This is a genomic window from Lactobacillus sp. WILCCON 0149 (assembly GCF_057197965.1).
Genome location: NZ_JBUBHO010000001.1, coordinates 1136536 through 1160668 on the forward strand (window position 1 = coordinate 1136536; position 24133 = coordinate 1160668).

Below are 24133 nucleotides of genomic sequence, written 5' to 3' on the forward strand. Positions count from 1 at the left end.
TTTTTGAAAAAGTCAAAGCCTTTTTAAAAATTAGAACGGACCAATTTTGCTTTAAATCAGATCTAATTTCATTACTATTTTTAGCAGAAAATAGTGTTAAAATATCAGAAATACTTAATTTAAGAGGTGCACAAAATGAATATACGGCGCGCACGGGATAAAGATGTCCCAGCAATTATGAATTTACTCAACGAAGTGCTTGAAATCCATGCTTCTATCCGGCCGGATGTCTTTATTCCTGGTACAACCAAGTACACGGTTGAAGAACTGATGGAATTGTTAAAGGACGATCAAAAGCCAATTTATGTTGCGGTTAACGAAAATGATGACGTATTAGGCTATGCCTTTACGCAGCTTCAAGAGCAGCCTTTTTCTACAAACATGGTGCAGTTCAAGTCACTCTTTATAGATGATCTGTGCGTTGACAGCTCCCGCCGCTCTCAAGGCGTCGGCCGGGCTTTGCTGGATTTCGTCAAGCAGGAAGCCAAGCGCCTAGGATGCTATGAAGTGACTCTAAACGTTTGGGCCGGCAACGATTCCGCCATTCGCTTCTATGAGAAAAACGGCCTCAAAGTCAAGGAAACTACGATGGAATACATTCTGTAGCCACTAAAACTACAAAACGACCCGTGGAGCAAGTGCTCACGCGGTCGTTTTTTGCTTATTCAAGTACTATTTTTAAGGAGTCAGTGCAATTCCCCCAAAAAATCAAAATAATGCTTGACCTAGAGCTAGCTCCAGGTTTTACAGTAATTACTATCAAGTTAACGAAAGAAGGAATTACACATGCATTCAATTAGCTTTCCAAGCCGTTTTTTGCCTGGAACGACTGACAATTTTGTTTCTAATGAGGTTATTGTTAAAGATCTGACAGTTTTTGACATCTGGCACTATCTTATAGATACTGCTGAATGGGAAAAGTACTACGACAACGCCGCTAATATTGAACTTACCAACGGCGAAAACAGCGATCTTCACTACGGCGAACGTTTCCACTTTGATACTTTCGGCTTCCCGATCGATGCCCAGGTCATGGAACTGGTCAGCCCGACGGTTGACAGTCCGGTAGCCAGAATCGCCTGGCATGGCTGGAATGACGGGGATGAAGACTCTTCAATCGACGTATACCACGCTTTCTTGATCGAACAGCTGCCTGACAATCGTGTCCGCCTCTTGACCCAGGAATCTCAGCTGGGCAAGTCTGCCGCTGAACTGGCCGTAACTGTCCCAAACCCAATGCTTAACGGCCACCAGGCTTGGCTTGACGGCTTGTTAACTGCAGCTAGAGAACAATATTAACAATTGTAGACAAGGAGGTAAATTAACCATGAAAACTTGGATGATTACTGGTACTTCAAGCGGTTTTGGCAAGGCCTTGGCAAGCAAGCTGGCCCAGGAAGACGGCGTCAGCGTCATCGCCACCGCCCGTAAGGAAGCTGATCTTGACTATCTTGATCAGTACGATCACGGTCAGATCAAAAAAGTCATCGTTGACGTGTCTGATCCGCAAGCGGTCAAGCGGGCAGCTGCAGAAGCCCTGGCATTTTCGCCAAAAATCGATGTCTTGGTCAATAATGCCGGTCTGGGCTATTTCTCAACGATTGAAGAAAGCGACCTGCAGGAAGTGCGCTACATGTTTGAAGTTGACTTCTTTGGCCTGGCCGAAATGACGGAAGCCTTGCTGCCGCAGTTCCGGGCTAACAAGAGTGGTATAATTGTCAATATTTCATCGGCTCTGGGCTTGACTACTCTGCCAACCATGGGCTACTACAGTGCCGCAAAGTTTGCGGTTGAAGGCTATTCTGATGCCCTGCGCCAGGAAGTAGCTGACCTTGGAATCAAGGTATTGACGGTTGAACCGAGCGGCGCGCGGACCAACTGGGCTGGCTCTTCATCTGAAAAGAAGGTGCCGGAAATCGCTGACTATGCCAAATTCAAGAACATGGTTGCAACGACTGACCAGGCGGTTGACAATGCACCTGGGGATCCAGCTTTGATTGCCCAGGCAATCATTGACGCAGTTAACAGCGACGAGATGCCAGACCACCTGCCGCTTGGTGAATTTGCCTACAACGGCAGCCTGGAAAAGCTGCGCAAACTGGCAGCCGAAATTGAGAGCAATCGCGCCATCTCTCTGTCAACCGATGACAAGTAAGTGACTAAAAACAGATAAGCATTGGAGGAAAAGATGAGCTACAGCATCGGTCAAGTTGCGGCAAAACTAGGTATTTCTATTGACACGATTCGTTACTATGACAAGGAGGGCCTTCTGCCCTTCATCCAGCGCAACGGAAACGGCCGGCGCGTTTTTTCCGAAAATGACGTTCACTTGATGCGCACGATCATCTGCCTTAAAAACGCCGGCGTGCCGGTGACCGATATTGCTGACTTCATCCAAATGCGCCTGCAAGGCGACAGCACTCTTGAGGACCGCTACCAGCTCTTGAAAGCACACGAAAAGGACCTGCAGATACAGATCAGCGACCTGCAGGATACCTTGTGCTACTTGAAGTTTAAGGAATGGTATTTCGAGACCGCGATTAAAGCCGGTACCGAAAAGATTCACTTCACTCCTGGCAGTAACGAAGTCGTGCCTGACTTGGCCGACCAGTACAGCCAGTATCTGGAAGAGAGCGGCCAAAGTGAGGAACTGGCCCGCTTCAAGAGCGTCAAGGACTACCGGAACCGCAGCCATTAATTTTCCCCGTGAAAAAAGAAGGCAAAAAAATCTCCATGAAAACTTTGATCATTTTCGCGCACCCGCATCCGCGCGCTTCAAAGGTCAACCGTCCGCTGCTCGAAGCAGCCGCAGCCCTTGACAACGTTACAGTGCGCGATCTCTATCAGCTCTATCCTGACTTCAAAATCGACGTAGCGGCTGAACAGGCAGCGCTTGAAGCTGCCGACCGGGTCGTGCTCCAATTCCCGATCTACTGGTACAGCAGCCCGGCCCTGCTAAAACAGTGGGAAGATGACGTGCTGACTCACGGCTGGGCCTATGGCAGCAAGGGCAAAGCCTTGCATGGCAAGGAACTGCTGGTCTGCGTTTCCGTTGGCGGCGGGCAGGAACATTACACCCGGGAAGGCCTGCACGGCTACCGGCTGGCGGAATTGCTCCGGCCCTACCAGTCAATGGCCGGCTTGACCGGCATGAAATACGTCCGTCCCTTTATGACTTTCGGTGCACGTACGATTGCCGATGAAAACCTGCAGAGACAACAGAGACGCTATCGCAGGCTGCTGCAGACCACGGATCCACTTCCCGCGTACGGACTGCTTGAGACTGAGAGCAACTAATAACTGTTTATTAATTCCCTACTCTATCTAGCAAAAAATCCTTCGAAAAAATTCGAAGGATTTTGTTTTAGTCGATTTTAAGTTTACATAATTATTGTTATGTCTATAAAATTGCTAACTTTTTATCAGTGCTGAGAGGGCGATTCTGCGGCGCTTAAAAAGTTAGCAGTGACCAGTTGCACATTTAAGCGCAAATAATTGCTAGTTCAAAAATGCTATCTTTTATCCTAATCGGAAAGTCTTCAGATCTTCTTCCATGCTCTCGTCTTCCAGACCGATGTAGCGCAAAGTCGTCGTCGGGCTGCTGTGGTTCAGCATCTTCTGCAGCTTGTACAAGGCCCGGGGGTCCGGATCGCCAGCCGGGGTGGTCGCGCTCTTGATATAGTGATAGCCAAAAGTTTTGCGCAGGGTGTGTGTGCCGACAGTATTCGGATCAATCTCACACTGCCGGGCTGCCCGCTTCAAGTCCTTGTAAAAAGACTTGCCTTCAATATGCCCCTCCCCTTTTCTGGAAGGGAAAAGCCAGTCATCTGGCTTTAGCTGCATTTGCGCGATGTAGTTGGCCAAATCCTGGCTGATATTGCCAATGTATGCATGTCGGTTCTTGTGGGTTTTGGTTTCAACCAGGTTGTACCATTCTCCGTCCTCGATATCTGAGACCTTGGCCTTGACGATATCGGAAATCCGGAGCCCCGTGTTGATCCCAAAGACAAAAATCATGGCATTCCGCAAGCCATTTCTGTTTTGCCCAGTAACCGTCCCGGTTCCAAATTGGAGAGCCCGCTTCATGGCGTTAATTTCTTTTGCTGTCTTCAACGGCCGGATATTTCTACTGCTTTCCGTTTTCTTGACTTTGCGGCCCATTTTGCTGTTAAAATCCTCCCCTCTTTGAATGCGTCTTTATGTATTTATTCTATCATAAAGGTGCATTGAAGTGGCAAAATTGTCCAAAAATCCGTCCTAGCCAATTAAGATTTGAATGCGTAAAAATGCTTATTTCTACGCATTCAGTGAAATGGTGATTTTTTGCCAAAAATGCTGAGAAAAGCTCTCATTTGCGGCCAAATTTTTCCGCCCTGGAGACTTGACCGTTTATTGCAACTCAGAATCAAAATGCAAAAAGCGGCAAGCTAAAAATTGCCGCTTTTTAACAATCTGCCGAAATTCCAGATTAGATAATTCTAGCTGATGCTCAAGCCAATAATCGCGATACATGCGCCAACAGCCATGAAGGCTATTCCAAGGCAGGCTTGTTTTTTTAGCTGGTCGCTTTTTGCCCGGTCTTTGGGAGTGAGCGAAGTCAAAGGATATTTTTTCCGATAGATCAAGTAGGCCAGGAGTCCCTCCCCTCTCTGTCCGCTGCTGAGAAACAAGGCGGTTCCTTTGGGATGCGGAATTCCGCGCATCTCCGCATCAAGGCGCATTAAAGAATAGATTTGGTACCAAGTATAAAAAATACCGACAAAAGTGACTGCCAGGCCAATTAAAATTAACAGGTTCATTATTGCAACCTCCTATATTCTTTTAACGATCTGCATCAGTAAAAAGGACACGCTGACGACCAAGGAAACAAACAGAATTATATAGGCAGCTTGACTTGACGCGTAACGTAACACCACTGCGCCAATGACCAGCAAGAGCAAGTTGATCAGTAAAGCCGCTGTCAGTTGCTTACCTTGTTTTACGGTGTCCATCTTGTCTTCCATGTGCTGGACCAGGTCCTGGTCACCTTTTAGCAAGGCATCAAGACTGATCTGGTAGAGATCGCTGATGGCCAGTAAGCTGACCAGATCAGGATAAGTACGATTATTCTCCCAGTTGGACAAGGTCTGACGAGAAACCTGCAACTTGCCAGCCGCGGCTTCTTGCGTTAATCCCGCTTGCTTGCGGGCTTTTTTCAATCTTTCTCCTGTATTCATATTTCCGCTCCTTTCTGTCTTAATTAAGCCGTGTTTTTCGCAAAAGGTCCAGCTAATTTCTTTGACATCCTCTATTTTCTTTGTCAAAATTCTTTGACAGCCGGGATATTACAATAATTTTCCAGAAAATTACTCTGTTTTTGTCCACCTTTGATCAAATACAAAAAAGCAGCATCCCCCTCTCGAAGGAATCGATCAAGGATGCTGCATTTTTTCTACTTCGTTAACTGATATTTTGTGCCTCTGCCTTCCCCAATTTTAATAAGGTATCCCTTCTTTACCAAAGAGTTAATCAACTTTAAGGTTTTGGTTCGACCAAAGCTGACCTCTTCATTTATCTTGCTGGTAGTTTCGTTTCCAGATTGAACTGCCTGATAAATTTTACCTTCATCTTTAGAAAGATTGACTGGTACTGATTGTAAAAGCGGCAAAATTATCACGATTGAGTTCTCAAAGATTTTAAATTGAGGTTGAATAACGCTTCCTTGATAACTACTGATAATTCTGCGGATTCCCGTACCAAATTGTTCAATTAAGCCTAAACGGTAAAACACATTCGCCAAAATCGGGTTGCGCAGTATTGAAATTTTCCCTGAGAGATACTCCTCTTTGCTCAAGCCACTTGGCAAACCACCGGGTGAAACAATTTCAATTCTGTTGTCAAACATTGAAATTTTTGATTTGAGAGTTCACATCCCAAGTCTGATGTACCAATGCGTTAGCAACTGCTTCTCTGAAAGCCTCCTCAGGTATCTCTGTTACCAGTTCTCTGTTAAAGCCCTTGATTTCTTCGTATTGGTAATACTGTCGATACATGTTAATGGAGAGATTATATTGATCTAAAACAGAAATACCTTCATAATCTTTTCGATCCAGCGTGATATTAAGATTTGCTCCAAAACGAACCAAATTGATACCACGAAAATGATTGTGATCAGCCAAAAGTGCCCCAGCGTTGGTGTATCCGCTACCCTTGCGAAGCAAATCCAAAGTTATCAGAATATCTTGATTCAGCGCCTCTATGCCAAGCTTATCCTTTAAAGCAGTTTCCAAGCTAGAGAAAGTTAAATTTTGCTCCTGGGCTTGCAGGCTATCAAAGGTCTGGTTCTTGCCCTTGAGTATCAAGCGGGATAATAGATCCTTGGTCTCACTCATGGTTCTCACCTCCCCCTAATTATAGCAATTGGAGTGAAAAAAACGATAGATTATCTTTTCAATCGCATTTACGCTCGCTTAGAAGCACTTTTTCGATCAAAAGTGAGTGCAAATTTAAAAGCAGCATCCCTTCACGCGAAAAAAACTGTAGGGTTGCCGCTTATTTGCTCACAGATCCAGCTTAGCAGAATACTTGATGATCACCGATCCGCCATGACCCAAGACTGAACTGCTGAAATCTTCTTGATAAAAAGGCGGCAGCACCCTTGCTTGTTTTTGCATAAATTCCAGTGCGCGTGGTCCGTTGGCCGCCACTTGTTCATTGTCCAGTTCCTGGTAAAAATAAGCATATTTGCCTGCTGCTTTGACAAAATTGCCTTCCCCTGCACTGACCACTTTGAAAAAGCGGCTGATCGTTGCCTGGGCAAAATCATCAGTCATCACCCCGTAGCGGGGACCAAAGTTGATCGGATTCAGCGAGACGCCCCGCCTAAACGGACTTACCTCAAGATACTCCGTCGGGCAGCTTTCAATGGTCAGATTCTGGCAGCCTAATTTTTCAAAATCATCTATCCGCTTGTCAAAAAAGAGCAAGCTGCTTTTGATCCGGCTTAGCTGATTCAATGCGTCTTCAACGGCATCCTGCTGTTTGAGCAGGTAGCTGCGGCGGTCCTGCAGTTTGGTCAAGGCAAAAAAGCGGCCAACTTCATCCAGGCTGCTGCCCAGTTTTTCTAGCAGGCGGATGGTTGCTACCTGGTCCACCTGCTCTAACCGGTAGTAGCGGTAGCCGTTGTCTTTAACTAATGCCGGCAGCAAAAGCCCCTTGGCTTCATACAAATAGAGCGCCTTTTTGCTGACAGCGCACATTTTGGCAAAATCGCCAGTCTTGATCAAATTCTCGTCCATCGAATTTTCCTTTCAAAAAACAGGTTCCAGCCTTGACTATGCCCTTAGGGCATAGTTTACCCTAAAGATAAGAAATTTGAAAGCAGGTACAGAGATGACAAGTGAATTAAGAAGAAAAGTCTGGAGCTTCAGTCTGCCGATGATCTGTGAACTGGTCGTCCAGCAGCTTTACAGCGTGATTGACATGGCAATCATTGGCCGCTATCTTGGGGCCAGACAGCTCGGTGCCGTCGGCAACGCTGCCAGCGTGATCATGCTGTTTCTGGTGGTTTCGGGCGGCTTTGAGATGTCGGTTGACGTCACGGTTTCCCGCCTTTTAGGCGCGGGCAAGTACAAGGAAAAGGCAGCGATGGCCCGCGACACGCTTTTCATCAGCGCGATCAGCGGCTTGATTCTGGTGGTGATTGCCTGGATTTCCCTGCCAGCCCTCTACAAGGCGATCTCCCTGCCGGAAAACATGATGAGGGATGCCCTTCTGTATGGCCGGGTTTACCTTTTTGCCCTGCCGATCATTTATATTTACGATGTTGGCCGGGCCATCCTCATTTCCAATGAGCGGGCAAAAATTTCCTTCTACCTGCTGGCTGCCTCCAGCGGCCTGAACCTGCTCTTGAACCTGCTGTTCATTCTGGTCCTGCACCTGGGCGTTTTGGGTTCAGCTCTCGGAACGGTTCTGGCGCAAGGGATGATGATGCTGGTGACTCTCTGGCTGTTGGCCAAGATGGACCAGCAGGAAAAAGAACCGGTCTCCCTTAAGCCGGATCTCTCTTTTGATAAGATCAAGCTGATCATGCACATTGCCCTGCCGACGATCGTCCAGCAGTTTGCGGTAACTTTTGGCGCCACCCTGGTCCAGGCCTGGATTAACCCCTTCGGCCAGGAAGCCATCCTGGGCTATGTAGCCATCGTCAAAGTCATGAACCTGGCGACCATCGTCCTTGTTGGCTTCGCCCAGACTTTGACCCTAATGACTGCCCAGCTATTAGCAGGCAAAAAGTACTCAGCCGTCAGAGCTGTTTACCGCTATTGCAGCAAGATTTCCTTGATCTACTGGCTAATCAGCTCCGTTTTGATGGTTCTGGCCAGCCGCGAGCTGGCCGGGCTCTTTTTTGATCCGGCGCAGAACCAGGCAGCTTATGGCTTCTTCAAGGTCTACCTGTTGGCTTTCGTTGGCATTCAATTGCTTTCTGTTTTCAAATTCTTGAACGAAGGCCTGCTCAGAAGCATGTTTTTAATGAAGGAATACCTCTACTGCAATCTCGGAGAACTGGGCCTCAAGCTGGCGGTCAACTGGCTGCTGCTTGCGCCTTTAGGAACGAATTCTTTCTGGAGTTCCCAACTGGGCACCAGACTCCTCTGCGTATTAGGATCGACAATCCTGATCTTAAAAGAACTGCAGCGTTTGGAAGCAGAAGAAAAAGCCGGCGTTTAAGCCGACTTTTTTCTTGACTGCTTTACAGTATTTGAATATGATCATCAGCCAATCACGGGGATGAAAGCAAACAGCCAGCCAACAAGCAGGGCCGGCAAGAAGTTGGCCACCCGGACCTTTTTGCCCCACAGCAGATTGACTCCGACACAAAAAATTAAGACGGAACCAACTAAAGAAATGTTAGCCAAAGCGGCGGCAGTCATCACTGGTTTGATGAATTGCGCGAGTAAAGTCAGGCTTCCCTGCAAAAGGCCGACTGACACAAAGGAAAAAATGCATCCCTTGCCTTCGGCGCTGGTCATTACCATGACAATGACAAAGTCTAGAATCGATTTAGCGATCAAGGTATCTGGCTTATGATAAATCCCGTCATTGATGGAGCCAACGATAGCCATAGCGCCGATGCATACGACCAGGGATGCATCAACAAAAGCCGTGGTAAAGGCCGGGTCCTTGCTATTGCCGGTCTTATGCTTGAGGAAGTGACCAAAGGATTCAAAGTAGGCCTCAATGTTGAGTAATTCCCCCACCAAGCCTCCGATTGCTAGAGACAAAATCATCATCAAGCTGGAACCACTGGTCAGCTGACCGTTTTTGACCTGCAGCATTTTTTCTATCGCCCCTGCGATCCCTAAAAACATGGTCCCCAGACCGCAGGCGACCATTAGTGTTTGCTGCACCCGGGCCTTTAGCAGATGGCCGAAGTTCAAGCCCAGCAAACCACCGCAGATGATGGCGGTGACGTTGATTACAGTTCCGATTCCTGGCATGTGTTTCACCTCAGTCAAAAGTATAGCATAGGAAAAAGCGCTTTTTAATTTAAATATCATTTCAATAATTGAAAGGCGAATATTCGTGATTATCCAGGCAAAAATTGTTTTTTCACTGTCACATCAACGATTACCAACTAAATGCATACAAAATATACGCCTTTCTTAATGAAAATCAAGAAAACTACTTGCATGCCTTGCATCTATCCTTTATACTATTGAAAAAACAGAAAGGAAGCAGCAAAAATGACCGCATTTATTAACGTTAATCCCGATATCTGCCCAGCTTCATTCGCTGTTTCTTTTCCATTTTTTCAATTTATTAATATTTCATCACTTAAGACATGTCACTCGTTGATATGTCTTTTTTTATAGGAGTCAAACAATCAATGAAAGCGCGTTTAATACTGGAAGATGGACACGTTTTTGAAGGCGAAAGCTTCGGCGCGGTCCATGATGTCATCAGCGAATTCGTCTTCAACACGGCGATGACTGGTTATGTAGAAGTCCTGACTGACCCTTCATATGCTGGCCAAAGCGTAGTCATGACCTATCCCTTGATCGGCAACTATGGCGTTCCCCTGGATGACCAGGAATCCGCCCACCCATTTGTAGAAGCCTTTGTAGTAAGCGAGCTTTCACGGCTGGGGTCCAATTTCCGCATGAACATGAGTCTGAACGACTACATGATTGAAAATAACATCCCCGGCATCCAAGGCGTCGACACCCGGGCAATTACCCGGATTCTGCGCAAAGAAGGCTGCATGAACGGGATGATCACAACGAAGGATTACGAAGTCAGTGAAGTAATCGACCAGATCAAGGCCTTCAAGATCCACGGCGTCGTTGAAAAGTGCAGCTGCCTTGAACCCTACCATGTCGGTCAAGGTGACTACGAAGTTGCCCTCTACGACTTCGGTGCCAAGCGCAATATCGCCAGAGAACTGGCCAAAAGAGGCTGCCATGTCACCGTCCTGCCAGCTGACACCCCAGCCCAGTATGTCTTAGACAACAACTTTGATGGGATCATGCTGTCAAACGGCCCTGGCGACCCAAGCGAATGCACGGAAATCATTGACCAGCTGAAGATCCTCTCTTCTTCCGGTATCCCGATCTTCGCCATCTGCCTTGGCCACCAGCTTTTGGCCTTAGCCCACGGCTTTGAGACAGGAAAAATGGTCTACGGCCACCACGGCAGCAACCACCCAGTAAAGGATCTGACTACTGGCCGTGTCTACATTTCTTCGCAAAACCACAACTATGTGATCAAGGAAGACACAATCGACCCTAAGCAAGCCAAGGTTTGGTTCAAGAATGTCAACGACAAGACCATCGAAGGCCTGGAATACTTAAATGAAAACATCAAGTCCGTCCAGTTCCACCCGGAAGCCTGCGGCGGCCCGCACGATACGGAATACCTCTTTGACAGCTTTATTGAAATGATGGGAGAACATAAGAATGCCTAAGCGTGACGATATCAAAAAAGTTTTAGTGATTGGTTCAGGCCCGATCATCATCGGCCAGGCCGCTGAATTCGACTATGCCGGCACCCAGGCCTGCCGGGCCCTCAGAGAAGAAGGCATCGAAGTTGTCTTGATCAACTCCAACCCAGCCACAATCATGACTGACGGTGACATGGCTGACCACGTCTATATCGAGCCTTTAACCGTCCCGGTCGTCAAGCAGTTGATTGAAAAAGAACAGCCTGACGCGATCCTGCCGACCATGGGCGGGCAAAACGCCTTGAACATTGCCATGGCTTTAGCCGACGAAGGCTTTTTGGAAAAGCATCATGTCAAAACCATCGGCACTGACACCGACACCATCAAGATGGCTGAAGACCGGCTGGAATTCAAGAACTTGATGGAAAGAATCGGTGAACCGGTTGCCAAGTCTGTTGTCGTCAACTACGTTGAAGACGCGATTGCTTTTGCCAAGGAAATCGGCTATCCCGTAGTTGTCCGCCCGGCCTACACTTTGGGCGGTACTGGCGGCGGGATCGCCCACAACGAACAAGAACTCCACGAAATCTGTTCTAACGGCCTCCGCCTCTCCAGAGTAACTGAATGTTTGATTGAACAATCAATCGCCGGCTGGAAGGAAGTTGAGTACGAAGTCATGCGCGACGGTGCTGGCAACTGTATCACCGTCTGCAACATGGAAAACATGGACCCAGTCGGCGTCCACACCGGTGACAGCATCGTGGTCGCGCCATCTCAAACCTTGTCAGACAAGGACTACCAGATGCTCCGGTCTTCCGCCCTCAACATCATCACTGCCTTGAATATCAAAGGTGGCTGCAATGTCCAATTTGCTCTTAACCCAGACTCCTTTGAATACTGCGTCATCGAAGTTAACCCACGGGTTTCCCGGTCTTCTGCCCTGGCTTCAAAAGCAACCGGCTACCCTATCGCTAAACTCGCGACCAAAATCGCCCTTGGCTACACCCTGGACGAAATCGTCAATGCCGTAACTGGCAAGACCTATGCTTCTTACGAACCAACCCTTGACTACATCGTCTGCAAGATTCCTAAGTGGCCTTTTGACAAGTTCTACGATGCCTCCCGCAAGCTAGGCACCCAAATGAAAGCAACCGGGGAAGTCATGGCCATCTGCAACAACTTCGAAGGTGCCTTCATGAAGGCCCTCCGGTCTTTGGAACAAGACAGCTACTACCTCTATAATGAAGAAATTGCCCAGTTGTCAGCCGATGAACTTCGGAAAGACCTCCGCAAGATTGACGACAAACGGGCCTTCAGAATTGCTGAAGCCTTGAGAAAAGGCGTCTCCATCCGGGAAATTCATGCCATTACCAAGATCGACGTCTGGTTCATTGACAAGATCAAGCACCTGGTTGAAATCGAAGACCGGCTGAAGAGCGAAGAACTGACTCCTGACCTTTTGAAATTGGCCAAGCACTGCGAATTCCCAGACCGGGTCATTGCCAAGCTTTCTGGCAAGACGGCTGATGAAGTCTACTACCTCAGAAAGGGTTTGAAGATTACTGCTGCCTTTAAGACTGTCGACACCTGCGCGGCTGAATTTGACGCCGAAACTCCATACTTCTACAGCGTCTATGGCGGTGAACATGAAATCCAGCCAGACCAATCCAAGAAAAAAGTGATCGTCTTCGGCTCCGGCCCAATCAGAATCGGCCAAGGGATTGAATTTGACTACTGCTGCGTGCACAGCGTATGGGCCTTAAAGGAAGCCGGCTACGAAACCATCATCGTCAACAACAATCCGGAAACCGTCTCAACTGACTTTGACATCGCCGACCGCCTCTACTTTGAACCTTTAACGGCGGAAGACGTGCAGAGCATCATTGAACTTGAGCAGCCAGACGGGGCCATCGTCCAATTCGGCGGTCAAACCGCTATCAAGCTTTCCCAGGACTTGATGAAGATGGGCGTGCCGATCCTTGGGACTTCTGCTGACAGCGTTGATGCTGCTGAAGACCGGGAAAGATTCGACGAGATTTTGGAAAAGTGCCAGATCGACCGGCCAAAGGGGCAAACCGTCTTTACGGCTGAAGAAGCTTTAAAGGCCGCTAACGGCTTGGGCTACCCGGTTTTGGTCCGTCCTTCCTACGTTTTAGGCGGGGCCGGGATGGAAATCGCATTAAACGACGGCGACCTCAAACGGTTTATCGACCACATTACGAGTCAATTCAACATTGAAGACCACCCGATCTTGATCGACAAGTACCTGGCCGGCAAGGAATGTGAAGTCGACGCCATCTGCGATGACGAAGGCATCTTGATTCCAGGGATCATGGAGCACGTAGAAAGAGCCGGCGTCCACTCTGGTGACTCAATCTCCATCTACCCGCCGCAAAAGATCTCCCAGGAGATGAAAGACCGGATCGTTGAATACTCCAAGCGCCTGGCCAAGGCCTTGAAGGTCAAGGGTTTGATGAACATCCAGTTTATCGTTTATGAAAACGAAGTCTACGTGATCGAAGTCAACCCCCGCTCTTCCAGAACCATCCCTTACATCTCCAAGGTAACCGGGATTCCTCTGGTCGACGTGGCAACCAACGTCATCATTGGCAAGTCCATCAAGGAGCAAGGTTATGACTACGGCCTGGCTCCGGAAAAGAAGACGGTTGCCGTCAAGATGCCAGTCTTCTCCTTTGAAAAGATCACCGGGGCGGAAATTGCCCTGGGCCCTGAAATGAAGTCAACTGGTGAAGTTCTGGGGATTTCTGAAGACGTTGAAGAAGCCATGTACAAGGCCTTTATGGGAACTGGGCTGGACCTGCCTAAGCACAAGAAGGTTATCTGCACGGTCAAGGATTCAGCTAAGGAAGAATTTTTGCCAATTGCCAAGGAATACCATGACTTCGGCTACGACTTGTATGCAACCCAAGGGACATACGACTTCTTGCAGAGCCACGGCATCCCTGCCCACCTGGTCAACCGGATCAATGACAAGGAGAACACCATCTTTGACTTGATCTTGACGGAAACGGTCGACCTGGTCATCGACATCCCAACCAGAAACAACAACTTGAAGGACGGCTTCCTGATCCGCCGCTTTGCCGTAGAAGCCGGCGTGCCGATCTATACTTCCCTTGACACGGCTCGGGCTTTGATCCACGCTCTGGAAGCTAAGCACGACAACAAGATTTCCTTGGTCGACATTACCAAGTTGTAAAAATGTGTATTCCTTAATACTCAATAGTTTAAGCGTCAGCGTTTGCTGGCGTTTTTTCTTTGCAAAAGTTACCTGATTTCCGCTTGTAATTGCTTAGCATGTTAAGTATAATACTTAATGCGCTAATAATTAGGTTTCTAACAGTTAGTCACCTAAGTAATGAATTGTGAGGTGTCATTGAATTGGATTCTTCAGAGAATTCCCAACAACAAAGTATTTTGAAAATCATCAGAAAGCAGGGTTATATGACCATGCTTTTGCACAAGGTCTACCATGCTGAGTTTAAGGACATGCAGCTGACCAGAGAATCAGGCGGCCTGCTCTACGCGATCAAGACCACCAAGTTCAATCAGACAGAACTTGCCCGACTTTTTCACATTACCCAGGCCAGCCTGTCCGGTCGGATCAAGCGGCTGGAAAGAGACGGCTACTTGATCCGGGTCACTGATCCAAAAGACCGGCGCAAGTACCGGCTGGAATTGACCTACAAGGCCAACCAGGAACTTGATGAGGTCATCGATAAAATGAACAAGTGTAACGCACAGATCTTCCAGGGAGTGAATGATCAGGATTTTGAACAGATCATGAGATTTTTTGACATGATCAGCCACAATCTGGAAGCAATGGTCAAGGAGGACGAGGATGATCAAGCTTAGAAAATACCTATTGCCCTACCTGCTTCCGATTTTATTGGCAATCGCTTTTATCTTCGGGCAGGCCCAGACGGAACTAGCTCTGCCGGACTATATGAGTGATATCGTCACCAACGGGATCCAGGCCGGCGGCTTTAAAGACAGCGTTGCTGATGTCTTGTCGCCTCAGACCTACCGGCAGCTGCTGACTTATTCAAGTAAAAGCCAGCAAGAAACAATCAAGGCCAGCTACCGCTATGTTAAAGCAGCTGACGTCTCAAGTGACTTGAAGCAGACTTTTCCTAAAGGCAAAAATCTCTATGTCTTAAAGAAAAATGTGGACAGAGACAAGCTGAATAAGGCCATGCTGCGGGGGGTGATCCTCTACTACACCCTCACGGGAAATAAGAACTCATCTACCAGCAAAAAGTTCCTTAAGAATATCTCCAAGGGCATCAAGACTGCCAAAGACAAATACGCCAAGGGTGAAAAAGCTTATCAGCAAATAGCTAAAGTTGCCCCGACCAGCCCGCAAGCCGTAAAAATGAAGGCTCAGCTGGATACGGCAAAAAAGCAGATCGCCGAAATGGAAGCTGCTTACCAGAAAAAGGACCTGGCCTACTTCTTCAAGCAGATGAGTGCAAAACAAAAGCAGAAGATTTTTGACTCTATCGACAAGCAGATGAAGAAGATGGGGACCAGCACCATGAACATGGCTGGCGGCCGGGCGGTCAAACTGGAATACAAGCGCCTTGGTGCTTCAACCAGCAAGCTGCAGACCAGCTACATTAAAAATGCAGGTCTGAAGATGTTGGGCATTGCCCTTCTTGGTTCCGTCGTAACGATCCTGGCTGGGCTTTTAGCTTCCAGAGTCGGGGCCGGCGTTGCCCGGGACTTGCGGCTGGCCCTTTTTAAAAAAGTCGAATCCTTCTCCAATACGGAAATGGACCGCTTTTCAACCGCTTCCTTAATCACCCGGTCAACCAATGACATTACTCAGATCCAGCAGGTCATTGTTTTGATGATCCGGATGGTGGCTTACGCGCCGATCTTAGGCATCGGGGCCCTCCTGCATGCTTTGGATTCCTCCCCATCGATGACTTGGATCATCGGTTTAGTCGTTTTGCTGATTTTAGTCATCCTCATGATTACCATGGGCCTGGCTATGCCGAAGTTCAAGATTGTCCAAAAGCTGATCGACAAACTGAACCTCTCTATGCGGGAAAACTTGACCGGGATGCTGGTCATTCGGGCCTTTGGCAATGAAAAAGTCAGTGAAGACCGCTTTGATGAGTCAAACCGCAATTTGACCAAGGTCAACCTCTTTACCAACCGGGTCATGTCAGCCTTGATGCCGATCATGATGTTCATCATGAATGCAGTTACTCTGGTAATCGTTTATGCTAGCGCCAAGCAGATCGACTTGGGTAAGATGCAAATTGGCGAAATGATGGCCTTCGTGCAATACGCGATGATGATCATCATGGCCTTCTTGATGGTCGCCATGATTGCCATCTTTATCCCCCGGGCCAGCATCTCAGCTGGCCGGGTGGCGGAAGTCCTGGAAACAGAACCACAAATTGAATCTCCAGCTGAATGCAAGTCAGGCAAGGTAAATACGGGTGTTGTCTTTGACGATGTAACCTTCACTTACCCAGGCAGCCAGGAAGCAGCCTTGGAGCATATCAGCTTCACTGCCCCGGCCGGCAAGACGACGGCCTTTATCGGATCAACCGGGTCTGGCAAGTCCAGCTTAATTAACTTGATCCCCCGCTTTTATGATGCAACTGACGGTAAAGTCATGGTTGACGGAACTGACGTTAAGGATTACAACCTGCAAGACTTGCGGGAGCGGATCGGTTTAGTGCCGCAAAAAGGGCAGCTTTTGACCGGGACGGTTAAGTCCAATGTCTTATACGGGGCGAAGGATGATTCGCATTTAGAAGAAGCTTTGCGGGTATCGCAGTCAGAGGAATTTGTTGACCGCCTGCCAGGCAAAGTGGACGCCCCTATCGCCCAAGGCGGCAGCAACGTTTCCGGTGGACAAAGACAGCGGTTGGCAATCGCCCGTGCTTTGGCCAAGGACCCGGAGATCCTGGTCTTTGATGATTCCTTCAGTGCCCTGGACTTTAAGACTGACGCCAAGGTCCGCCGGGAACTGACTAAGATGGCTGCCAAGGAAAAGAAGACGGTTCTTTTGGTTGGCCAGCGGATCGCGTCAATTATGGATGCCGACCAGATCATCGTTTTGGATGAAGGCAAGATTGTCGGCAAGGGCAAGCACCAAGACCTGCTCAAGAATTGCCAGGTCTACCGAGAAATTGCCTACTCACAGCTTTCAAAGGAGGAATTAGCCGATGCATAACCATGGCAACGCAAGAGGCAATGAAAAAGCAAAAGACTTTTCCGGCACTTTTGCCAGATTATTCCGCTACCTTAAGCCATATTACTGGTCTTTACTGGTGGTAGTGATCTTCGCGATCGCTTCGACCATCTTCTCCATTATTGGGCCAAAAATTTTATCAAAGGCAACTGACAAGCTGATCGCCGGGATCAGCGCCAAGATCCAGAATACTGGGGGAATCGATTTTACCTACATCAACAAGATTCTGCTGCTTCTCCTGGGCCTTTATCTCCTGTCCATGCTTTTCAACTACGTGCAAAGCTGGATTACCTCGGGCATTTCCCAGAAGGTCGCCTATTCCTTGCGAAAAGATATCGCGGAAAAAATCGACCGTCTGCCGCTCAGCTTTTTTGACAAGCATCCCAGTGGTGATATCTTGTCCCGGATAACCAACGACGTGGACACGATCGCCCAGTCGCTCAACCAATCCATGGCCCAGATCATTACTTCAACCGTGACGGTGGTTGGCGTTCTGGTCATGATGTTTTCGATCTCCTGGCAGCTGACCTTGATTGCTTTAGCGATATTGCCAGTAACTTTCGGCATACTTGGTATTGTCATGAGCCGGTCACAAAAGTACTATATCGGCCAGCAAAAGTCTCTGGGTGACGCGGATGGTCACATTGAAGAAATGTACGGGGCCCACCAGATCGTCCAGGCCTTTAACGGTGAAGCTGCCTCGGTGGCAACTTTTAAAAAGTACAATGACGAGCTTTACACTTCCGGCTGGAAGTCCCAGTTCTTCGGCTCCTTGATGATGCCGATTTCCAACTTGATCGGCAATATCGGCTACGTAGCAATCTGTATCGTGGGTGGCTTTTTAGCAGTAAACAGCGTGGTTACGATTGGTGACATTCAAGCCTTTATCCAATACGTCAAGAGCTTTACCCAGCCGATTTCCCAGATGGCTCAGATCATGAACATGCTGCAGTCAACGGCAGCGGCCAGTGAACGTGTCTTTGACTTCCTGGAAGCTGAAGAAATGCCGGAAGAAGAGGTCGAAATTTCATCTGCGGAAGTAGCTAAGCTGCCAAGCGATGTGACTTTTGACCATGTCCGCTTTGGCTACAATCCAGACAAGATCATCATCAAGGACTTCAGCCTGGATGTTTCTGCCGGGCAAAAGATTGCTATCGTCGGGCCTACTGGGGCCGGCAAGACCACCCTGGTCAAACTCTTGATGCGCTTTTACGAGTTAAACAGCGGCAAGATCATGATTGGCGGCAAAGACATCAGCAAGATGAAGCGGTCAGACCTCCGGTCCATGTTTGGGATGGTCCTGCAGGATACTTGGCTCTTCAACGGCACGATCAAGGAAAACCTCCGCTACGGGAATCTCAATGCCAGTGATGAGGAATTGCGGCAGGCAGCAATTGATGCCCATGCTGACCACTTTATCGAACAGATGCCAGAGGGCTATGACAGCATGATTAACGAAGAGTCCAGCAATATCTCTGCCGGGCAAAAGCAACTGCTGACGATTGCCCGGGCTTTCGTCAAGAATCCAAAGATCTTGATTCTAGACGAAGCTACGTCTTCAGTTGACACGCGGACGGAACTCTTGATTCAGCAAGGGATGGACCGGCTGATGCAGGGACGGACGGCCTTTGTTATTGCCCACCGTTTATCTACGATTAGGGATGCAGACAGCATTATCGTTTTGAAGGACGGGGATATCGTTGAAGTTGGCAGCCATGACAGCTTGATGGCAAAGAAGGGCTTCTACGCTGACCTTTACCAGTCACAGTTTGAACATGGCGAAGAATAAGAATATATTTAATCATTTGGATACAGGAAAAAGCCACCAAGGTCAAACTTGGTGGCTTTTGCTATTTCACGCTTCTGGTCGCGATGAAAGTCGGGATATTCAATTCGTGCAGGCGGCCTTCACCATTGGTATCTTCATAGAGATTTGTCAAAGTAAAGCCCGCTTCCAACTGGCCGCCAATCTGTTCATCCAAGGTATGAGAGAACTGGACGCCAGAATCATCTTTTTCCAGCTGCTGCATCTGGTCAGGATTTTTCAATGGATTAAAAGGCAAGGAGTTAACGACATACTTTTCTTCATCGCTATTAAACAAGTAGTTGATCCCGTTGTCCAGACCGACCAAGAGGACTCCGCCGTTTTTCAAGACCCGGTGGCATTCTTTCCAGATCGGTTTGACTTCTTCAACATAGCAGTTAGCAACTGGCTGGATAATCATGTCAAAGCTTTCATCAGCAAAAGGCAAAGGCTGGGTCATGTCGGCTTTGACAATGTCGATATCGTAGCCTTCACGCTCGGCAACCAGGCGCTCACTTTCCAGCTGCTGGTCAGAATAGTCCAGGACTGTGCATTTTGCCCCTAAGGCAGTCAAGATTGGCATTTGCTGGCCACCCCCGCTGGCTAGGCCAAGGACTTTTTTGCCTTTAAGATCGCCAAACCAGCTGTGAGGAACGTATTTTACAGGGGTCAGCTTGATCTCCCACTTTCCCTCTTTAGCGGCTTGGAAGGTTTCGTGGTCGATTGCCTGGCCCCACTCCCAGCCTTCTTTGACCCAGCGGTCGATCGTTTCAGCGTTGATGTCTTGGTAATTCATGATTGTTTTTCCTCCACGTAATTAACACTTTTAGTTTAACAAAGGGTTAATTTCCTTTCCAGCACTTATAACTTTAGTTTAACTTTTTTGCCATTTTACTGTTGACTTTCTCAGATTTAGGATTAAGATAAGAGACATGAAATCAAAACAACATTGCTTTGAAAAGGAAAAGTAGTTTTGGCGAGACCTGCAGAGAGCTTCTGGTTGGTGTGAAGAAGCAGTCAGACCAAGTGCGAAAATCACCTTTGAGCGGAAACTGCGATATTAGTGGTTTCGGGGTCCGCCCCTTAAAGCGGCAGCGCATTATCTGTGCGTGAAGGCCTAACGGCGAAAATAGGTGGTACCGCGCTAATAGCGCCCTATTGGATCGATTTGATCCAGTGGGGCGCTTTTCTTTTCCCTGAAAAATGAAAAGAGGAACACAAATGAAAGTTAGAAAAATGGCAACAGTTGCACTACTTGGCATGTCAGCTTGCACGCTGGCTGCCTGCGGCAATAACAATTCCCAAGCATCCAACACCAAAACAAGTCTTAACTTGATGGAGACTGATGTAGTCAGCTCCCTTGATACCTCTGTGACTGCCTCAATCCCTCAATGGGACACTTTGGTGCAAACTATGGCCGGCCTTTACCGTTCAGATAAAAATGACCAGCCAGTTCCCGCGGTTGCCACTAGCTATCATAAATCCAGTGATGGTAAGACCTACACGTTCAATCTGAGGCACAATGCCAAATGGTCAAATGGTGACACTGTAACCGCGCAAGACTTTGTGACTGCCTGGCGAAAAGGCGTTTCTCCCAAAGCAATGTCTGGCTATAACTACATCTTCAGCAATATTAAGAATGCTGACCAGATCTCTCAAGGTAAAAAAGCGGTCAGTAGCTTAGGCGTCAAAGCCGTTGGCAAGTATAAACTGGTCGTGCAGCTTGAAAATCCAGAACCGACCTTCATCGACAAGATGGTTATGCCTGCCTTTTATCCGCAAAACACCCGCCTGGTTAAAAAATATGGTGCCAAATATGGTACGGCTGCTAAATATACTGCTTTTGACGGGGCCTTCAAGGTCACCAAGTGGACCAACACCAGCGAAAAGTGGACTGCCGTCAAGAACCCATACTACTACGCTAAAAACGCTGTCAAGCTGCAAAAGCTTAATTACCAAGTCATCAAAGACTCAAACACTGCCCACCAGCTCTTCCAGCAAGGAAGCTTAGATGACGCTGTAGTTTCCGGTACGACGGCACAAGGCCTGCAAAATAACAAGAACCTGTACCATCTCTACCGGTCGGGCAACAACTTCGTAAATCTGAATATGGCTAAAGGTGCTACTCTTGCCAACAAACAACTCCGGCAAGCCCTCTACTTGGCTGTTAACCGTACTCAACTGTCCAAAAAGGTTTTGGCCGATGGTTCAAAACCTTCCTACACCTTCTCAGCACCAAACGCCGCCAAGGATCCATCCAGTGGTAAAGACTTCGCTGCAGCTGCTCAGCCAAAAGAAACTTACAATGTTGCCAAGGCTAAAAAGCTCTGGCAAGCTGGTTTAAAGCAACTAGGCAAGTCAAAGGTTGAATTGACCCTGGTGGCAAGTGACACGACTACTGACAAGAATGTCAGTGAATTCCTGCAGTCGCAGCTGGAAAGCAAGCTGCCAGGCTTAAAGGTCACGGTTAAGAACCTGCCGTCCAAGTCAGCTTACAATCTGGTAGCCAACGGCAAGTACGACCTTTACCTGTCACTTTGGCTGAATGACTACGCTGACCCATACAGCGAACTGCAGACTTTGGAAAAGACCAACAGCCACAATTACGGTAAATACGCTAGTGCCGCTTACAACAATGAGCTTAGCCAAGCTAGAAAGAATGCCGCGACCAGATCAGTCTACTTCAGCCACCTGTTAAAGGCACAAGAGCAAATGAATCAAGATTACCCTGTTCTTCCGCTTTACACCATGGTTGAAGACCACCTGGTAAACTCCAACTTAAAGGGTGTACTTTGGCACAAGGTTGGCATGGTTGACTACACGAGAGCATATTTCAAGTAACAAGAGAATATTTGACTGAAGGAGAAAATCATGGATCAAACGAGAATCGTTACTTTAGACAATGGCTATCACCTTTTTACCCGCAAGGTCAACGAAGGCCCGGTCAAGTTACTCTGTGTACACGGCGGACCTGGTGACAACCATGAAGACTTTGACAATTTCAAGAATGGCTTAGCTGGCAAAGGCGTTGAGGTTTATTCTTACGATCAATTAGGTTCGTACTGGTCAGATCAACCAGATTTTTCGAAAGAGGAAAACCGTAAGTATTTAAACATTGACTACTTTGTTGATGAACTTGAGGAAGTCCGCCAGAAGCTCGGTTTGGAAGACTTCTACCTGTTAGGGCACTCCTGGGGCGGTCTACTGGCCCAGGAATACGCGGTCAAGTATGGCCAACACCTCAAGGCCGTTATTATTGAATCGATGATTGATAATTTGGATGAGTACACGGAGAACATCAACCGGGAAAGAGATGAAATGTTCAGCCCGGCTCAAGTGGAATACATGCGGGAATGCGAAGCAGAAGAAAATTTTGACGATGCCATGTACCAGGAACTGGTTGCCAAGCTTTACTCCGTTTACTTGATCCGTCACCCGGAAAATGGAAGCCGGCACGTTGTTAGCACGACGAATACACAAGTATACAATTACTTCCAAGGCAATAATGAATTCATGATGGTCGGTAAGTTAACTGAGTGGGATTTCAGAGACCGCTTGGGTCAGATTACCCTCCCTACCCTCCTAACGGTTGGTGAATTTGACACCATGCCCCTTGACGCTGTCCGCCGGATGCACAAGACTTTGAAAAACTCACGGATGGTTGTGACGCCAGATGGCGGTCACTGCCACCACATTGATAATCCTAAGGCATTCTTTTCTTCCTTATATAAGTTCATCAGCGATGTTGAAGCTGGTAAGTTTGCCAATAATGAATAGAGGAAACAACAAGACCGTCACAATCGTGACGGTCTTTTGCTTGAAAATATATTACTTCTTCATACTCTTAAAGGCAAAGTAATGGCCTTCTGGGTCCGCGAAGTTGCAAGTTTCAGCACTGCCCATATCAACGACATCACCAACGGTGACGCCCTTATCCAGCAACTTTTGGCGAGTTTCCTTCACGTCTTCGCAGCTGAAAAGCAGTGATGGAGTAGCCAGGTCAAGTTCTGGTGAGTACTTGGCAATTACTTCCCGGTCAAACAAGCGCAGGCTGGCATCTGCATTGTCGCTGGCTGCCAGCAGGTAGGTCTTGCTTTGGTCCGGGCCTTCGCCTTCTTCCTTTAAAGCAAAGCCAACTTGGTCAGTCCAAAACTTAGCACATTTTTCCGGGTCACTCACGTAGAGCATGATTTCGACTTGATTGAACATTTTTTGGGGATCCTCCATTTTGAGTAATATCTTTACTAGTAATTTATCATAAGCCAGCGCTTAAAACAATTTTATAGTTTTGTGAAAAAATCATTTCCTTTAGTGAGCAAGAAACGGGATCAGCTACGCCGATCCCGTTTTCTTTAATCGTTACTTTCCTTGTCAACAATAAAAGGTTGCAAGGCTTCTGCTAGTGAATGCAAGTTACGAGTTTGGATGATAACCTTGCCATCCCCGGTAAAGTGGTTGACCAGGCCTTCACCTGAGGTAAAGCCAAACATCCCCGAGGCTACTTTAATGTCGTAGTCAAGGTTTGCATCCCAGGCAACGACATGTTCATTGTCGATTGAGATCGGCTTATCGCTGGTCACGGTCAGTTCTACCAGGTCACCAAAGGCGTTAACCAACATGTCGCCTTCGACTTCAGTCTGCATTACGAAGAAACCACCGGTTCCCCCAAAGGCAGCCTTGCTAAAATTTTGTTTTTGCATCTTGTAGCTGACGCTGTCATCACTTGCTAAAAATGCCCCAGTGTTTAGGCAGTACTGCTGCTTGCCAACGGAAAGCTTTGCAATCTTGCCAGGAATTGCTGGTGCAACCCCAATTTGTCCGCCATCCTCATCACCAGTTGCCTGGGTGATAAACATGCTTTCACCACTGGTCAAACTCCGGCCAATCGCGCCGAGCAAGCCGCCCAAGCCTTTCTTGCTGGAGTTCATCTTCCCGGCGATGGTAACATCTTTCATGTAGACCATGGCACCGTTTTCGACTTTGATGCTTTCTCCCTTATCGAGGGTTACAGTTGCTAATGGGCAAGTATTCCCGCCGCTCAATTCGTATTTCATGATGTCCCTCTGCTTTTCTATTGCTTTCGCAAAATATGATATTTATGTTCAAAATTTCTTCCTTGTCTATATTATATCAAGAAAGGGCTTTTTCTCGCAAAAACAATTACTGTTAAAAAAGC

Annotated in this window: 23 protein-coding genes and 1 other annotated feature; of the genes, 13 read left to right on the forward strand and 10 right to left on the reverse strand. The window is 47.8% G+C overall.

From position 1 onward, the window contains the following. Nucleotides 1-177: 177 nt before the first annotated feature. The 5 genes from ACYVUV_RS05360 (at nt 178) to kefF (ending at nt 3297) form a co-directional block, all read left to right on the forward strand. Nucleotides 178-606: a GNAT family N-acetyltransferase gene (locus ACYVUV_RS05360; protein ID WP_439775997.1), complete on the forward strand. Its 429-nt coding sequence runs from the start codon at nt 178-180 to the stop codon at nt 604-606. A 180-nt stretch (nt 607-786) separates the two neighbouring features. Further along, nucleotides 787-1299, forward strand: a complete 513-nt coding sequence (locus ACYVUV_RS05365) for an SRPBCC family protein (protein ID WP_439775998.1) — start codon at nt 787-789, stop codon at nt 1297-1299. Between the two features lie 28 nt (nt 1300-1327). Then, nucleotides 1328-2155, forward strand: a complete 828-nt coding sequence (locus ACYVUV_RS05370) for an SDR family NAD(P)-dependent oxidoreductase (protein ID WP_484499153.1) — start codon at nt 1328-1330, stop codon at nt 2153-2155. Between the two features lie 33 nt (nt 2156-2188). Next, the gene (locus ACYVUV_RS05375) at nt 2189-2698 is read left to right on the forward strand and encodes a MerR family transcriptional regulator (protein ID WP_439776001.1); all 510 of its coding nucleotides are present in this window, start codon (nt 2189-2191) and stop codon (nt 2696-2698) included. 35 nt (nt 2699-2733) lie between these two features. Beyond that, a complete protein-coding gene (gene kefF / locus ACYVUV_RS05380; RefSeq protein ID WP_439776002.1) occupies nt 2734-3297 on the forward strand; it encodes a glutathione-regulated potassium-efflux system oxidoreductase KefF in 564 nt (187 codons plus the stop codon). Between the two features lie 222 nt (nt 3298-3519). On the opposite strand, the gene ACYVUV_RS05385 is transcribed toward kefF, so the two are convergent. The 6 genes from ACYVUV_RS05385 to ACYVUV_RS05410 all read right to left on the reverse strand — a co-directional run bounded on the left by ACYVUV_RS05385 (nt 3520) and on the right by ACYVUV_RS05410 (nt 7277). Continuing rightward, complete coding sequence (locus ACYVUV_RS05385) at nt 3520-4161, reverse strand: tyrosine-type recombinase/integrase (protein WP_484499154.1); 642 nt, start codon at nt 4159-4161, stop codon at nt 3520-3522. 317 nt (nt 4162-4478) lie between these two features. Further along, on the reverse strand, nt 4479-4799 hold the full coding sequence (locus tag ACYVUV_RS05390; protein WP_439775115.1) for a hypothetical protein: 321 nt from the start codon (nt 4797-4799) through the stop codon (nt 4479-4481). Nucleotides 4800-4811: 12 nt separating this feature from the next. Continuing rightward, nucleotides 4812-5216 (reverse strand): helix-turn-helix domain-containing protein, encoded by a 405-nt coding sequence (locus ACYVUV_RS05395; RefSeq protein ID WP_484499155.1) that lies wholly within the window; start codon nt 5214-5216, stop codon nt 4812-4814. Between the two features lie 215 nt (nt 5217-5431). Continuing rightward, a complete protein-coding gene (locus tag ACYVUV_RS05400; RefSeq protein WP_439775117.1) occupies nt 5432-5884 on the reverse strand; it encodes an ATP-binding protein in 453 nt (150 codons plus the stop codon). Then, nucleotides 5877-6371 carry a hypothetical protein gene (locus ACYVUV_RS05405; protein WP_439775118.1) on the reverse strand — a complete coding sequence of 165 codons (495 nt, stop codon included), beginning with the start codon at nt 6369-6371 and terminating at the stop codon, nt 5877-5879. The genes ACYVUV_RS05400 and ACYVUV_RS05405 overlap by 8 nt, the downstream gene beginning before the upstream one ends. A gap of 168 nt (nt 6372-6539) precedes the next feature. Next, nucleotides 6540-7277, reverse strand: a complete 738-nt coding sequence (locus ACYVUV_RS05410; protein ID WP_439775119.1) for a MerR family transcriptional regulator — start codon at nt 7275-7277, stop codon at nt 6540-6542. A 94-nt stretch (nt 7278-7371) separates the two neighbouring features. On the opposite strand from ACYVUV_RS05410, the gene ACYVUV_RS05415 reads away from it, so the two are divergent. Continuing rightward, nucleotides 7372-8709, forward strand: a complete 1338-nt coding sequence (locus ACYVUV_RS05415; protein WP_439775120.1) for an MATE family efflux transporter — start codon at nt 7372-7374, stop codon at nt 8707-8709. 44 nt (nt 8710-8753) lie between these two features. Here ACYVUV_RS05415 and ACYVUV_RS05420 read toward each other — a convergent pair whose 3' ends face one another. Continuing rightward, nucleotides 8754-9479, reverse strand: a complete 726-nt coding sequence (locus tag ACYVUV_RS05420; protein ID WP_439775121.1) for a DUF554 domain-containing protein — start codon at nt 9477-9479, stop codon at nt 8754-8756. A 389-nt stretch (nt 9480-9868) separates the two neighbouring features. Here ACYVUV_RS05420 and ACYVUV_RS05425 point away from each other — a divergent pair, with 389 nt between their 5' ends. From ACYVUV_RS05425 to ACYVUV_RS05445, 5 genes are all read left to right on the forward strand, one after another. Then, nucleotides 9869-10945 (forward strand): carbamoyl phosphate synthase small subunit, encoded by a 1077-nt coding sequence (locus ACYVUV_RS05425; protein WP_439775122.1) that lies wholly within the window; start codon nt 9869-9871, stop codon nt 10943-10945. After that, nucleotides 10938-14138 (forward strand): carbamoyl-phosphate synthase large subunit, encoded by a 3201-nt coding sequence (gene carB / locus ACYVUV_RS05430; protein ID WP_439775123.1) that lies wholly within the window; start codon nt 10938-10940, stop codon nt 14136-14138. Before ACYVUV_RS05425 ends, carB begins: the two co-directional genes overlap by 8 nt. A 245-nt stretch (nt 14139-14383) precedes the next feature. After that, on the forward strand, nt 14384-14794 hold the full coding sequence (locus ACYVUV_RS05435) for a MarR family winged helix-turn-helix transcriptional regulator (RefSeq protein WP_484499156.1): 411 nt from the start codon (nt 14384-14386) through the stop codon (nt 14792-14794). Further along, nucleotides 14781-17135, forward strand: coding sequence for an ATP-binding cassette domain-containing protein (locus tag ACYVUV_RS05440; protein WP_484499157.1), 2355 nt, complete (start codon nt 14781-14783; stop codon nt 17133-17135). The genes ACYVUV_RS05435 and ACYVUV_RS05440 overlap by 14 nt, the downstream gene beginning before the upstream one ends. Further along, nucleotides 17128-18942 carry an ABC transporter ATP-binding protein gene (locus ACYVUV_RS05445; protein WP_439775625.1) on the forward strand — a complete coding sequence of 605 codons (1815 nt, stop codon included), beginning with the start codon at nt 17128-17130 and terminating at the stop codon, nt 18940-18942. The genes ACYVUV_RS05440 and ACYVUV_RS05445 overlap by 8 nt, the downstream gene beginning before the upstream one ends. Nucleotides 18943-19003: 61 nt before the next feature. Here ACYVUV_RS05445 and ACYVUV_RS05450 read toward each other — a convergent pair whose 3' ends face one another. Beyond that, nucleotides 19004-19753 (reverse strand): class I SAM-dependent methyltransferase, encoded by a 750-nt coding sequence (locus ACYVUV_RS05450; RefSeq protein WP_439775626.1) that lies wholly within the window; start codon nt 19751-19753, stop codon nt 19004-19006. 149 nt (nt 19754-19902) lie between these two features. Then, nucleotides 19903-20118: a binding site (T-box leader), on the forward strand. Nucleotides 20119-20178: 60 nt separating this feature from the next. Here ACYVUV_RS05450 and ACYVUV_RS05455 point away from each other — a divergent pair. Beyond that, nucleotides 20179-21798 carry a peptide ABC transporter substrate-binding protein gene (locus tag ACYVUV_RS05455; RefSeq protein ID WP_439775627.1) on the forward strand — a complete coding sequence of 540 codons (1620 nt, stop codon included), beginning with the start codon at nt 20179-20181 and terminating at the stop codon, nt 21796-21798. A gap of 30 nt (nt 21799-21828) precedes the next feature. Continuing rightward, entirely contained in the window at nt 21829-22734 is a 906-nt protein-coding gene (locus ACYVUV_RS05460; RefSeq protein WP_439775628.1) for a proline-specific peptidase family protein, read from the forward strand. A gap of 51 nt (nt 22735-22785) precedes the next feature. Here the strand turns inward: ACYVUV_RS05460 and ACYVUV_RS05465 are convergent, their stop codons facing one another. Beyond that, nucleotides 22786-23166 carry a VOC family protein gene (locus tag ACYVUV_RS05465; protein WP_439775629.1) on the reverse strand — a complete coding sequence of 127 codons (381 nt, stop codon included), beginning with the start codon at nt 23164-23166 and terminating at the stop codon, nt 22786-22788. A 143-nt stretch (nt 23167-23309) separates the two neighbouring features. Continuing rightward, nucleotides 23310-24011 (reverse strand): TIGR00266 family protein, encoded by a 702-nt coding sequence (locus ACYVUV_RS05470; RefSeq protein ID WP_439775630.1) that lies wholly within the window; start codon nt 24009-24011, stop codon nt 23310-23312. Nucleotides 24012-24133 lie beyond the last annotated feature (122 nt).